This window comes from Microbacterium sp. NPDC088619 (assembly GCF_044752825.1).
GTDB lineage: Bacteria > Actinomycetota > Actinomycetes > Actinomycetales > Microbacteriaceae > Microbacterium.
On sequence record NZ_JBIVLZ010000001.1, the window covers coordinates 271,716 to 283,742 of the forward strand.

Consider the following 12,027-nt stretch of genomic DNA (forward strand, 5'->3'; position numbering starts at 1 on the left):
CGGGCACGACGGCGCGCCCGTCTGCCGCTCAGGCGGAGAAGAGGAAAGGCAGAGTGAAGGCGCCGAAGAACAGGGCGCTGATCACCGTCATGACGATCCCGATGACCAGGACGGCGACCATGATGTACCCCATGATGAGGCCGGCGAAGGCCATGCCACGGCCGCCGATCGCCGGGTTCTGCTTCGTCTGTCGCAGCGCCATGTGGCCGGTGATGACGGCCACGATCGAGGCGAGCAGAGGCACGACCGCCCAGAAGAGCACGATGCCGGCGATTCCGCAGATCAGCGACGTGATCGCGAGGCCGCTGGAGGGGCGAGGAGCGGGGTACGGCGTCGCGCCGTAGTTCGTCGCATAGCCGGCGCCGGGTTGACCCGGTGCAGACGACCCGTAGTACGGCGGCTGTGCTGGAGCGCCGTACGGCTGAGCCACGGCGGAGCCATAGGGCTGCTGCGGAGCGTACTGCGGCGGCTGTGGCGACTGTGTCGCGTAGCCCTGCGGCGGGGCGACCGACGGCGCAGCGCCGGGATACGCCTGGTAGGGCTGCGCCGAGGGCGCCGGCGGGGCCGGGGGAGCCGATGCGATCGGCGCCGCCGGGGGAGTCTGCTGCTGTCCGTCCGCCGAGGTCGGGATGCTGTTGTCGCTCACGGTGGTGCCTTTCGTCGGGTTCAGCGTTCCAGCCAGGGCATGGATCTGTCAAACGTCCAGCCGGTGACGTCGAGGCATCATCGATAGGATCGATCACGACCAGGCCGCCATACCCGCACCGGCCAGATCAGGAGTGGAAATGAGTTCTCGCGTCGTGCTCGTCACCGGCGGAAACCGCGGCATCGGTCGCGCGATCGCCGAACGATTCGTCAGGGACGGCTACCGCGTCGCCGTCACGGCTCGCAGCGGCGAAGGCCCCGAGGGCACTCTCACCGTGCGCGCCGACGTCACCGATGCCGCTGCGCTCGATGCCGCCTTCACCGAGGTCGAGCAGCAGCTCGGGCCTGTCGAGGTCGTCGTGGCGAACGCCGGGATCACCAAGGACACCCTGCTGCTGCGGATGAGCGAGGATGACTTCGACAGTGTGGTCGCGACGAACCTCGGAGGCACCTTCCGCGTCGTGAAGCGCGCATCGAAGGGCATGCTGAGGGCTCGATTCGGCCGGGTCATCCTCATCTCCAGCGTCGTAGGTCTCTACGGCTCGGCAGGCCAGGTGAACTACTCCGCGTCGAAGAGCGCGCTCGTCGGTTTCGCTCGGTCGCTCACGCGGGAGCTCGGGGGACGCGGCATCACTGCGAATGTCGTCGCCCCCGGATTCATCGAGACCGACATGACGGCTGAGCTTCCGGAGGAGACTCAGAAGCAGTACAAGGCGAACATCCCGGCCGGACGTTTCGCGACTCCCGATGAGGTGGCGGGCGTCGTCACGTGGCTCGCGGGCGATGACGCCGGATACATCTCCGGTGCGGTCATCCCGGTCGACGGCGGACTCGGGATGGGTCACTGAGCCGAGTGCACGTCGCTGCCTCAGCGTCGACTGATCGCCGCATCCATGAGGTCGGCCAACCTGCTCGGAACCGAGAACTGCGGCCAGTGACCTGAGCCGATGCGCACGACCTCGGCATCGGCGATCGCCCGGAACTCGTCGGCGTACGGGCTCCACTGCTCGAGCTCGGAGTCGAGCGTCTCCCGGTCCATAGCGCCCATGAGCAGCGTCACAGGGACGGAATGCCGAGCCCCGGGGCCGAGCACGATCTCGTCGGTGGGCACTCTGGCAGGCACGCTGTGCGTGAGGGGCGTGGTGCGCGCACGCGTCGCGTCGTCGAGGTCGTCGACGTCTTCAGCGGGGAAGAAGTCCCACCCGGGGAAGGGGATGACACCGTCGACGACCTCGAACTCGCTGATGCCGAATCCGGGCGGCGGCGGCACGGTGTCGATGAATACGACCCGCGAGACGCGGTCGGGCCGCGCATCGGCGACACCCCAGGCGACATTGCCTCCGCCGCTGTGACCGACGACGACCACCGGCGTACCGACCGCGTCGACGGCGGCGACAGCGGCGTCGATCCAATCGGCGATGCCGATGTTCGCGGACTCGGCGGCGACCAGGCCCGTGCCGGGCATGGTCAGCGGATGCACCGTGTGTCCTGCGCGCTCGAGCTCGGTGGTCACGTCGCTCCAGCTGGACGCATCGAGCCAGAGACCGGGGATGAGGATGATGTCCATGCGCCCGAGGTTAGACGGGGCATCGGACATTCGCTAGGGCAGCAGTGCGATGACCTCTGCGAGATCCTGGGGTCCGATGACCAGACTCGCGGCCTCCCGGACAGCGGGCTTCGCGTTGAACGCCAGACCGAGTCCAGCGACCGCCATCATCTGCAGGTCGTTGGCACCGTCGCCGATGGCGATCGTGGCGTGACGGGGCACGCCGAGCTCATCCGCCCACTCCAACAGTGAGGCGGCTTTCACCGCGGCATCCACGATCTCGCCGTCGACCCGACCGGAAAGAGCACCGTCTACGACCTCGAGTCGGTTCGCGCGCCAGCGGTCGACGCCGAGTCCGGGTGCGACATCGTCGAGGATCTCGTGGAACCCGCCGGACACCACGCCGACCACACCCCCGCGCTCATGTACGGCCGCCGTGAGCTCTCGCACGCCGGGAGTGGGCTCGATGCGTGCGAGCACACGCGCGAACCCCGACACCGGAACGCCTTCGAGGGCTGCGACGCGTGAGCGCAGGCTCGTGGCGAAGTCGATCTCTCCGCGCATTGCGGCTTCGGTCGCTGCCTGCACCTCGGCGCCGCGCCCCACCTCGTCGGCGATCAGCTCGATCACCTCGTTGCGGATGAGGGTGGAATCGGCATCGAGGACGACGAGGAATCGCGCGGCGGTCACGCCTCCGAGCCTATCGACCGGAAGCCGCTGGTCAGTGCACGGCGGTCTTCAGTCGACACCTCAGCGCTCGATGAAGAGGCCCTTGCCCACCACCGTGATGCCGGATTCGGTCACGGTGAAGCCCCGGGCAAGGTCTCGTTCGCGGTCGACACCCACGGTCGCGCCGTCGGCGAGGACGACGTTCTTATCGAGGATCGCGCGATGCACGCGGGAGCCCGCGCCGATTCTCACCCCGTCGAAGACGACGGAATCGGTGATGGTCGAACCACCGCCGGCAAGAGTCCACGGCCCGACGACGCTGCGCTCGAGGTGAGTGCCCGAGAGCACGGAACCGAGGGACACGATCGAGTCGATCGCGTTGCCGATGCGCCCGACGGAATCGCGCACGAATTTCGCGGGCGGCGAGTTCACGGCCTGCGAGTGGATCGGCCACTCCATGTTGTAGAGGTTGAAGATGGGCAACGTGGAGATCAGATCCATGTGCGCGTCGAAGAAGGAGTCGATGGTACCCACGTCGCGCCAGTACGCGCGGTCGCGCGGCGACGAACCCGGGACGTCGTTCCGCTTCATGTCGTAGTAGCCGGCTTCACCCCGATCGACGAAGTACGGCACGATGTCGCCGCCCATGTCGTGACCCGACGTGGGCGACTCGCCATCCGCCTCGACGGCGGCGATCAGCGCGTCCGCGTCGAAGATGTAGTTGCCCATCGAGGCGAGCACCTCGTGCGGCGAGTCCTCGAGCCCGGCGATGTCGGTCGGCTTCTCGAGGAACTGCTTGATGCGCCCCGACTCCGTGTCCGCGTCGATCACGCCGAACTGAGAGGCCATCGCGAGCGGCTGGCGGATGCCGGCGACGGTGGCCTTCGCGCCCGACTCGATGTGCGCGTCGAGCATCTGCCGGAAGTCCATGCGGTAGACGTGATCGGCGCCGATCACCACGACGATGTCGGGCTTCTCGTCGTTGATGAGGTTGAGGCTCTGCAGGATCGCGTCGGCTGAGCCGGAGAACCAGCGCTTTCCCAGACGCTGCTGCGCCGGCACGGAGGTGACGTAGGAGTCGAGAAGCGCCGACATGCGCCAGGTCTGCGAGATGTGGCGATCGAGGCTGTGCGACTTGTACTGCGTGAGGACGACGACCTGGCGCAGACCCGAGTTGATGAGGTTCGAGATCGCGAAATCGATCAATCGATACTGTCCGCCGAAGGGCACTGCAGGTTTTGCGCGGTCGGCCGTGAGGGGCATGAGACGCTTTCCCTCGCCGCCGGCGAGGATGATGCCGAAGATCTTCTTTGGTGCGGACATGCACCAACCATAGATGTGATTCGGCTCGGCTAACTAGCATCTGGACAAGTGAGTCACTACCGTCTAGACATGCGCGTCGAGATGATCACGAAGGAATACCCGCCGGAGATCTACGGAGGTGCCGGTGTGCACGTCGCAGAGCTCGTCACGGCCCTGCGGCAGAATATCGATGTACAGGTCAGAGCCTTCGGTTCTCCCCGGAATGAGGCGGGTACTTTCTCGTATCAGGCCCCCTCCGAACTGGCTTCCGCCAATGCCGCGTTGCGGACGCTCGGAACCGATCTCGAGATCGTCGCGGCGATCTCCGATGCCGATCTCGTGCACAGCCACACCTGGTACGCGAACTTCGCCGGACATCTCGCGTCGCAGCTGCACGGCATCCCTCATGTGCTGACCGCTCACAGCCTCGAGCCGCTGCGCCCGTGGAAGGCGGAGCAGCTCGGCGGCGGCTACGCGGTGTCGAGCGGGATCGAGAAGCTCGCCTACGAGAACGCGGCGGCGGTGATCGCCGTCAGCGCCGGCATGCGCGAGGACATCCTGCGCAGCTACCCTTCCGTCGACCCCACCCGAGTGCGTGTGATCCACAACGGGATCGACGTCGAGAGGTGGCGTCCGGTGCAGAACCCCGCGTTCCTCGAGTCGGTCGGCATGGACCCCGCTCGACCGTCCGTCGTGTTCGTCGGCCGGATCACGCGTCAGAAGGGTCTGCCGTATCTGCTGCAGGCCGCTCGTCTGCTGCCCCCGGAGGTCCAGCTGATCCTCTGCGCCGGGGCACCGGACACCCCCGAGATCATGGCGGAGGTGCAGGAGGGCGTGCGACTCCTCCAGCAGACCCGCGAGGGAGTCATCTGGATCGATCGGATGCTGCCGCGTGACGAGCTCTCGGCCATCCTCACGGCGGCCACGACGTTCGTATGCCCGTCGGTGTATGAACCGCTGGGAATCGTGAACCTCGAGGCGATGGCCTGTGGTGCCGCTGTCGTCGGCACCGCCACCGGCGGCATCCCCGAGGTCGTGGACGACGGCGTCACCGGGCGCCTCGTGCCGATCGAGCAGCTGCAGGACGGCACAGGGACGCCGGTCGATCCCGAGCGCTATGTCGCCGACCTCGCGAGCGTGCTCACCGAGGTGACATCCGATCCTGTGACGGCTCGCGCCTACGGCGCGGCCGGTCGGGAGCGCGCACGCGATGAGTTCAGCTGGGATGCGATAGCCGACACCACGCGCGCGCTGTACGCGGAGCTGACCGCTTGAGCCGATAGGCTGGAGGCATGTCGATCGCCCTGGAATTCACCGACGTCGTCGTGCGCCGCGAGGGGCGCGACATCATCGATCACGTGACCTGGCAGGTCGACGACGATCAGCGATGGGTGATCCTCGGACCCAACGGCGCCGGCAAGACCACGCTGCTCCAGCTGGCAGACACGCTGATGCACCCCACCTCCGGAACCGTCACGGTGCTGGGCGAGACGCTCGGGCGAACGGACGTGTTCGAGCTGCGGCCTCGCATCGGCTTCGCCTCCTCGGCGATGGCGAAGCGCGTGCCGCGCGACGAGACGGTGCTGAACACGGTGCTCACGGCGGCGTACTCCGTCCTGGGTCGCTGGAACGAGAACTACGAGGACATCGATGAGCGCCGTGCTCTGCGCGTGCTCGGCGACTGGCGTCTCGACCACCTGGCTGATCGCACGTTCGGCACCCTGAGCGACGGTGAGCAGAAGCGGGTCCAGATCGCCCGAGCGGTGATGACCGATCCCGAGCTGCTGCTGCTCGACGAGCCGACGGCCTCCCTCGATCTGGGCTCGCGCGAGGAGCTGCTCGCGCTGCTGAGCGGCTATGCCTCATCGCCGACGACGCCCGCGATGCTGATGGTCACGCATCACGTCGAGGAGATCCCGGTCGGGTTCACGCACGTTCTGCTCATGCGCGAGGGGCGCATCGTGGCAGCCGGGCCCGTCGCCGAGACCCTGACCGCCGACGCCCTGACAGAGACGTTCGGCATGCCGATCGTGCTCAGCAGCGAAGACGGTCGCTACGCGGCCCGCGCGGCATCCTGACGCGGATCTGATAGAATCGATCCTTGGTGCTCTCTGCACCGCAGACTTCCCTCGTCCCTGGCACAATCCAGGGCAGCAACTAAGGAATCCCATGAAGACTGACATTCACCCCGTGTACAAGGCAGTCGTGTTCCGCGACCTCGGCTCGGGCGAGACGTTCCTCACCCGTTCGACGGTCTCGAGCGACAAGACGATCGAGCTCGACGGCGTCGAGTACCCCGTCATCGACGTCGAGATCTCGTCGGCGTCGCACCCGTTCTACACGGGCAAGCAGCGCATCATGGACTCGGCCGGCCGCGTCGAGAAGTTCAACCAGCGCTTCAAGGGCTTCGGCGGATCGTCCAAGTAACGACCACCGCGATCGAAGGCCCCGTGTTCCTCGGAACACGGGGCCTTCGTCGTCTCCTCGCGGGTCGCGAGCGGGTCAGATGTCGATGACGATGCGTTCGCCGTCGATCCTGCTGGGCGGGTCGCCGGGAGAGGGCGCGGGCGCGGTGCGCTTCGTCTGGCGGTCGCGCTCCATCCCGGCCTCATGCGCCGACGGCATCCAGATCGCGTCGAACGAACCGCCCAGCCCGCCGCCTGCGCTCTCGTACTTCTTCTCGAGCGGAGCCTTCGCGTAGACGGCCACGATCACCACGACGATCGCGATCACGACGACGAGGAGGATCGCGATCGTGAGGAGCATCCCGAGTGTGTCGGCCATGAGACCAGGCTATGCGGCTCCCGCCGCGTCGGCATCCGTCTGCAGGAGGATTCCGGCGGGGATGATCACCGGATGCGGCGCCCGTGCGCGAGATCGATGAGGTGCGTCAGCACCGGACCGGAGCGGACGCCGTTGTGCTCGTGCTCGCTGGTCACCCAGAGCGCCACACCGGGCAGGAGCCGGGCGGTCTCGAGCGAGAACTCCATCGGAACGTAGACGTCGTTCACGTACACCGCGGCGGCGCCCGTCGCACCGGAGCTCGCGAGGGCGACCTCGTTGTAGATCTGTGGCCACTCGAAGTCCGCCAGTGCGACTGTGACGTCGCGCCACGGCTGGAACGCCGGCACCGTCTCGGTCCATTCCCGGCGGATGTGCTCACCCGTGAACAGTGTGACGTCGTCGCGGAAGTCCTGGGGCTCGGTGCGTTCCGCCGACCAGCGCGTGGCCTGCCCGCTCGCGTAGCTCGACTCGTGGAAAGCGAAGTACAGAGGGTTTCGTCCGCTGTACGGCATGGCGTGCATCAGGTCGTGGCGGAACGCGTTCGACGATGGGTCGCGCTCCAGCAGCGACCACACCGTCTGCCAGCCGTCGTTCGTGCCCAGCGCCGAGCCGACCGAGCGAAGGCGCGAGGGCGAGACCGCTTCGCCGTCAGGGAGCACGATGTCACCGGCGTCTGCCCGGTCGACCAGGCGGCGCATGGCGTCCCGGTGCTCGGGGAACCTGCGGTAATACCTCTCGGAGGCCGAGCGCATCTTGTCGTAGCAGAGTGCATAGACGTCGTCGGGGTGCCGATTCACGGTGCTGAGTCCCCCCGTGATGAACACGTCGGCGATCGAGTCCGCGTCGGTCGACAGGTAAGCCAGGGTGGTGAATCCGCCGAAGGACTGGCCGAGCACGCTCCACGTCTCCGCGCCGAGGTGCTCGCGCATCGCCTCGCAGTCGCGCACGATCGAGTCTGCGCGCAGATGCGTGAGGTATTCGGCGACCACGGCGGAGCCCTGGGCGAGATCGGCGTCGCCGACGGGGGTCGACAGTCCGGTGCCGCGCTGGTCGAGCATCACGACGCGGTAGTGCGCGAGTGCTTCGTCGAGCCAGGCCGGGGAGGTCGACGAATGGAACGGCCGGGGAGCCTCGTGGCCAGGACCGCCCTGCAGGAACACCAGGTAGGGGAGTCGCTCGCCCCCGTCGCGCGTGACGACGCGGGCGAAGACATCGATCGTCCGGCCGTCCGAGGCGTCCCCCCACACCAGCGGGACTGTGAGCGTGTGATCTTCGACGGTCAGATCGAGGAGGCGGCGGATGGTGGTCGTCATGTCACATCACATTCCCGATGTAGGAGTACTTGACGAACACCTCCGAGGCGATGTCCGCCTCGTGGAGCACGCCCTGCACTGCGTTCATCATGTAGTTCGAATCCCAGCCCATGTAGAGATGGTGTGTCTCGTCGAGCTGATCCCATTGGCCTTTCCAGGCCATCGAGTCGTAGATCGGACCGCCGTGGGCGGTGCAGTACGACACGGCGGCGTCGCGCGTGTCCGCCCACGCACGGCGGAAGACGCGGTTGAAGAGGTGCTTCACGTCGAAGACCTCCCAGCGCTCTCCGCGGTACTCGACGTACTCGAACTCCCGCTCCCACCCCGCCGGCCAGCCGCGTCGACGGACCGCGTCGAGGATCGGTGTGAGGCCGTCGTCGTCGATCTCGGGCAGTGCCGGGCGAGACCAGATCCGCAGCAGGTCGGATGTGAGCCGGATCGTGCGCTGCGAGATGGCCGCGGTTCCCCATGCCTCTGTGGCCATGAGGGCCCTGGTCTCGGGGACGGAGCTGCGAGCGTATGCGGCGTCGCGTTTCGCGGCGTACGACTCTCCGAAGACCCGTTCGGCGAGCGACTGCTCGAGCAGCGTGAGGTTGCCGAGGGTCGGGGCGAGTGCGCGATGCGCGTTGCGCTCGTCATCCGAGTAATCGATCCACGGGCGCAGGCCGTCGCCTGACCAGCTGTCGCTGGGGACTGTGGGCACGATGTGCTCCACATCGAAACGGTCCGGGTCGTCGACCCCTTCGAGTCGACCGAGCACGTAGGCGGGGTGGGGGAGCTCGCCGTACTTCAGCACGGCGCTGACGCGCTCGTCCGACGGCGTGATCCGGGCGAATGCGCGCGCCAGAGCGTCTCGGCCGTTCGCCCTGGCGCGACAGAGCCGAGCCACGAGTCGCTCGTTCGGAAGGTTGACGAGTGTTCGGCGCAGATACATCGCCTGGATCCACTCGAGTGTCTCGATGAGCTCGCCGCGTTCGATGAGTCCGCGGGAGTGGTCGCTGTAGACGCTCAGGACGAGAGGGTACGACGCGCGGCCGAAGGTGTTCACGAATCGCAGCTGCTGTGCGATCTCGAGGTCCCGCTCGAGCGACGGGTCGAGCAGGATGCCGTAGATCTCGGCGTAGTGACGCCAGACCTCGGCGTCCGCCTGCAGGTGATCGAGGTCGACGCGGGGGAACGACTGCCGGAAGGCGCTGTACACACCGTGCTCGCCGTTCGCCGCGACCTCGCGACCTGTGGTCATCACGAGATAGTGCCGCCAGAACGCCCCGATGGTCTCACCGGTGTGCTGCTCGATCGGGAGCCAGAACCGGGCCTCGACATCGAGCTGCTCGGCGTGGGTCAACCCCATCAGCATGTAGTTGTGGATGAGTTCGTGATCGCGCAGGGGCTCGCCCGTGGAGTTCAGGCTCTCGAAGATCTGCTGGGCGTTCGCGTCGGCGCCGAGCGTGATCGAGACGTGCTCGAGCTTCTGCAGCCCCGCCCAGATCTGCGGCGCCTCGTCGGCGTGCACCTGGCTGCGGAAGAACGCGTAGTTGTCATCGAACCGCGACTCGCGCTCTTCCTGCACCTCCCGATCAAGCACCACGGATTCGTAGAGCTCGGCCCACGCGTCGTGCGGCCGCAGCTTCGTGCGTGAGGGGTCGTCCGGGCGCACGAGCACTCGGTCGAGGTCGGCGGCGAGCAGAGGGTCGGTGTGCTGAACCGCATGCCGGAGTGCGGCGACGAGCAGCATCAACGTCGTGATGCGCTGCTGACCGTCGATCAGGACGAGGTCGGTGTCGGCCTCGCTGTCGTCTGCGGCCGAGAGGATCGATCCGATGAAGTGGCGGTGCGACGAGTCTTCGCGAGCGACTGCCCTGACGTCGGAGAGGAGCTGCTCGCAGCCGCCGATGTCCCACCGGTACTGACGCTGGTACACCGGCACGACGATGGTGGTGGAGTCCTGCGCGAGCCACTCGATCGTGTTGACAGCTGTCGCCTCGACGTTGGTCGCAGTGCTCATGCTGGTGTCTCGTCCTCCCGTAGCGCCCGGCGCCGAGGAGTCGCCAGGCGCCCGATTCAGTCTATTCGCTTATTCACGGTGGCCCTCGGCGGCGCTCCAGAGGCGCCCTGTTAGGCTTGCCTTATCAGGGCCTGTTAAAACGTGCTGGCCCCCGATGAAAGGACATGACCTAGATCATGGGATACATCAAATCGAAGGCGCTCGAAGACAAGGGCTTCGTCGTTCTCGACAGCTACGACCAGGAGCTCGACCCCAAGGAGTGGCTCGACATCGAGTACAACGACTGGAAGTCGTCGGGTGACACCCGCTTCGCTCCGCTCGCCAGTGCGAAGGGCGAGATCGAGTGCAACGGCTTCTGGAACCACAAGCCGCCGCGCACCGACAAGGACGGCGTCTGGATCGACTCGCAGACCGCCAAGGCCCCGAACCTCACGCGCCGCGCGCAGGAGCCGGGTGCCAACGTCGGTCGCTGCCGTGTGATCGAGCTTCAGCCGACCCCGTACGGCGAGTGCCTCTACAACCTGCACCAGGACGACAACAATCGTCTGAACCCCGACGGCACCGGCTGGGTCGTCCGAGGCTTCTTCAACCTCAGCGACGACAAGGACAGCTTCTTCGTCCTCCGCGAGAACCGCACCGACCCGAGCATCGAGTACCGCATCGCGCTGCCCGCAGGAGCGCAGCTGATCGTCGACACGCAGCGTCTGTGGCACGCGGCGACCCACGTCGGCACCGAGCCCCGCTACTGCCTCATCACGTCGTGGACGTCGGGCCCCGAGCTCGACGCCTATATCGAGAAGTACAACGGCACGCAGGATGTGCCGAACGTCGAGGTGCCGCAGGACGTGCTCGAGGCCGGCTACGCCGAGCAGGCTCGTCGTGACGCCGCCCGCGCCGCGTACTACGCCGCGAAGGGCCAGCAGGTCAAGCAGGCCATGAGCGAGGCGTGATCCTCGTCTGATCCACGAGCGTTCGCGGTCCGAAGGCCCCGGTCCCTGTGACCGGGGCCTTCGCCGTGTGAATCACATGCTTGTGATTTCGCCTGGTCTGGGCGAGAATAGCCCCATAACCGCATATTCACGCCAGTTCTCGTTGTTTCAGGTCGTTGGGGAAGACGCACCTGATGAAACGGAGAGATCATGGCGACGGCTTACGCACGCGGAGTGGTGTTCATCCACTCTGCACCTCGCGCGCTCTGCCCGCACCTGGAATGGGCGGTCGGACGCGCTATCGGTCGCGCGGTGAACTTCGACTGGAGCGACCAGCCGGTGCTCGACGGCGCTCGTCGTGCCGAGTTCTACTGGGACGGCCCGGTCGGCACGGGTGCTGCTCTCGCGACCGCGATCCGCGGATGGGAGCATCTGCGTTTCGAGGTGACGGAAGATCCGACGCCCCGCAGTGACGGCGGACGCTGGCTGCACACGCCTGACCTCGGCATCCACTACGCCCAGACGGATGCGGCGGGCAACATCGTCATCGGCGAGGACCGCATCCGCTATGCGATGGAGATCGCCGCCGGCAGTGCGACCGAGCTGCAGCGCGAGCTCGATATCGCGCTCGGCGCCGCGTGGGACGAGGAGCTGGAGCCGTTCCGTCATGCGAGCGACGACGCACGCGTCGTGTGGCTGCACAAGGTCGGCTGAGCCGACACCCCAGACCTGGAACGGGAAGGCGCGAGTATCGGATGCCGGTGAGTGATCCCGGACGCCGAGAAGGCGAATTCCCGTTCCACACATGACGAAGACCTCGTTCCTGAAGATCAG

13 protein-coding genes are annotated in these 12,027 nt (G+C 66.9%); 6 read left to right on the plus strand and 7 right to left on the minus strand.

Going from position 1 to position 12,027, the window contains the following annotated elements; genetic code table 11:
* Window positions 1–28 precede the first annotated feature (28 nt).
* Window positions 29–646 (minus strand): DUF4190 domain-containing protein, encoded by a 618-nt coding sequence (locus ACIP5T_RS01410; protein ID WP_400859983.1) that lies wholly within the window; start codon window positions 644–646, stop codon window positions 29–31.
* Window positions 647–785: 139 nt separating this feature from the next.
* On the opposite strand from ACIP5T_RS01410, the gene ACIP5T_RS01415 reads away from it, so the two are divergent.
* The gene (locus ACIP5T_RS01415; protein ID WP_042537549.1) at window positions 786–1,493 is read left to right on the plus strand and encodes a beta-ketoacyl-ACP reductase; all 708 of its coding nucleotides are present in this window, start codon (window positions 786–788) and stop codon (window positions 1,491–1,493) included.
* A 20-nt stretch (window positions 1,494–1,513) separates the two neighbouring features.
* Here ACIP5T_RS01415 and ACIP5T_RS01420 read toward each other — a convergent pair whose 3' ends face one another.
* Genes ACIP5T_RS01420 through glgC form a run of 3 tightly spaced genes read right to left on the minus strand, consistent with a single transcriptional unit; the run spans window position 1,514 to window position 4,183 of the window.
* Window positions 1,514–2,212: an alpha/beta fold hydrolase gene (locus ACIP5T_RS01420; protein ID WP_400859985.1), complete on the minus strand. Its 699-nt coding sequence runs from the start codon at window positions 2,210–2,212 to the stop codon at window positions 1,514–1,516.
* A gap of 33 nt (window positions 2,213–2,245) precedes the next feature.
* Window positions 2,246–2,881: a phosphoserine phosphatase SerB gene (gene serB / locus ACIP5T_RS01425; RefSeq protein ID WP_400859987.1), complete on the minus strand. Its 636-nt coding sequence runs from the start codon at window positions 2,879–2,881 to the stop codon at window positions 2,246–2,248.
* Between the two features lie 60 nt (window positions 2,882–2,941).
* Window positions 2,942–4,183 (minus strand): glucose-1-phosphate adenylyltransferase, encoded by a 1,242-nt coding sequence (glgC, locus tag ACIP5T_RS01430; RefSeq protein WP_400859988.1) that lies wholly within the window; start codon window positions 4,181–4,183, stop codon window positions 2,942–2,944.
* A 69-nt stretch (window positions 4,184–4,252) separates the two neighbouring features.
* On the opposite strand from glgC, the gene glgA reads away from it, so the two are divergent.
* The 3 genes from glgA to ACIP5T_RS01445 all read left to right on the plus strand — a co-directional run bounded on the left by glgA (window position 4,253) and on the right by ACIP5T_RS01445 (window position 6,589).
* Window positions 4,253–5,437 carry a glycogen synthase gene (gene glgA / locus ACIP5T_RS01435; RefSeq protein WP_400859990.1) on the plus strand — a complete coding sequence of 395 codons (1,185 nt, stop codon included), beginning with the start codon at window positions 4,253–4,255 and terminating at the stop codon, window positions 5,435–5,437.
* Between the two features lie 17 nt (window positions 5,438–5,454).
* Window positions 5,455–6,240, plus strand: a complete 786-nt coding sequence (locus ACIP5T_RS01440) for an ABC transporter ATP-binding protein (protein WP_400859992.1) — start codon at window positions 5,455–5,457, stop codon at window positions 6,238–6,240.
* 91 nt (window positions 6,241–6,331) lie between these two features.
* A complete protein-coding gene (locus tag ACIP5T_RS01445; protein ID WP_042537536.1) occupies window positions 6,332–6,589 on the plus strand; it encodes a type B 50S ribosomal protein L31 in 258 nt (85 codons plus the stop codon).
* A gap of 75 nt (window positions 6,590–6,664) precedes the next feature.
* Here the strand turns inward: ACIP5T_RS01445 and ACIP5T_RS01450 are convergent, their stop codons facing one another.
* From ACIP5T_RS01450 to ACIP5T_RS01460, 3 genes are all read right to left on the minus strand, one after another.
* Window positions 6,665–6,946, minus strand: a complete 282-nt coding sequence (locus ACIP5T_RS01450; protein ID WP_400859994.1) for a hypothetical protein — start codon at window positions 6,944–6,946, stop codon at window positions 6,665–6,667.
* 65 nt (window positions 6,947–7,011) lie between these two features.
* Window positions 7,012–8,259, minus strand: coding sequence for an alpha/beta fold hydrolase (locus ACIP5T_RS01455; protein ID WP_400859996.1), 1,248 nt, complete (start codon window positions 8,257–8,259; stop codon window positions 7,012–7,014).
* A 1-nt stretch (window position 8,260) separates the two neighbouring features.
* Window positions 8,261–10,264 (minus strand): DUF262 domain-containing protein, encoded by a 2,004-nt coding sequence (locus ACIP5T_RS01460; RefSeq protein ID WP_400859998.1) that lies wholly within the window; start codon window positions 10,262–10,264, stop codon window positions 8,261–8,263.
* A 176-nt stretch (window positions 10,265–10,440) separates the two neighbouring features.
* Here ACIP5T_RS01460 and ACIP5T_RS01465 point away from each other — a divergent pair, with 176 nt between their 5' ends.
* Both ACIP5T_RS01465 and ACIP5T_RS01470 read left to right on the plus strand, forming a co-directional pair.
* Entirely contained in the window at window positions 10,441–11,214 is a 774-nt protein-coding gene (locus ACIP5T_RS01465; RefSeq protein WP_400860000.1) for a hypothetical protein, read from the plus strand.
* 189 nt (window positions 11,215–11,403) lie between these two features.
* Window positions 11,404–11,907 carry a DUF3145 domain-containing protein gene (locus tag ACIP5T_RS01470; RefSeq protein WP_400860001.1) on the plus strand — a complete coding sequence of 168 codons (504 nt, stop codon included), beginning with the start codon at window positions 11,404–11,406 and terminating at the stop codon, window positions 11,905–11,907.
* Window positions 11,908–12,027 lie beyond the last annotated feature (120 nt).

Bases quoted from the DNA above. Each gene is read 5' to 3' on its own strand.
- ACIP5T_RS01465 (WP_400860000.1), top strand. From the start codon at position 10,441: ATGGGATACATCAAATCGAAGGCGCTCGAAGACAAGGGCTTCGTCGTT.
- ACIP5T_RS01440 (WP_400859992.1), top strand. From the start codon at position 5,455: ATGTCGATCGCCCTGGAATTCACCGACGTCGTCGTGCGCCGCGAGGGG.
- ACIP5T_RS01445 (WP_042537536.1), top strand. From the start codon at position 6,332: ATGAAGACTGACATTCACCCCGTGTACAAGGCAGTCGTGTTCCGCGAC.
- glgA (WP_400859990.1), top strand. From the start codon at position 4,253: ATGCGCGTCGAGATGATCACGAAGGAATACCCGCCGGAGATCTACGGA.
- ACIP5T_RS01470 (WP_400860001.1), top strand. From the start codon at position 11,404: ATGGCGACGGCTTACGCACGCGGAGTGGTGTTCATCCACTCTGCACCT.
- ACIP5T_RS01415 (WP_042537549.1), top strand. From the start codon at position 786: ATGAGTTCTCGCGTCGTGCTCGTCACCGGCGGAAACCGCGGCATCGGT.
- ACIP5T_RS01450 (WP_400859994.1), bottom strand. From the start codon at position 6,946: ATGGCCGACACACTCGGGATGCTCCTCACGATCGCGATCCTCCTCGTC.
- glgC (WP_400859988.1), bottom strand. From the start codon at position 4,183: ATGTCCGCACCAAAGAAGATCTTCGGCATCATCCTCGCCGGCGGCGAG.
- ACIP5T_RS01420 (WP_400859985.1), bottom strand. From the start codon at position 2,212: ATGGACATCATCCTCATCCCCGGTCTCTGGCTCGATGCGTCCAGCTGG.
- ACIP5T_RS01460 (WP_400859998.1), bottom strand. From the start codon at position 10,264: ATGAGCACTGCGACCAACGTCGAGGCGACAGCTGTCAACACGATCGAG.
- ACIP5T_RS01455 (WP_400859996.1), bottom strand. From the start codon at position 8,259: ATGACGACCACCATCCGCCGCCTCCTCGATCTGACCGTCGAAGATCAC.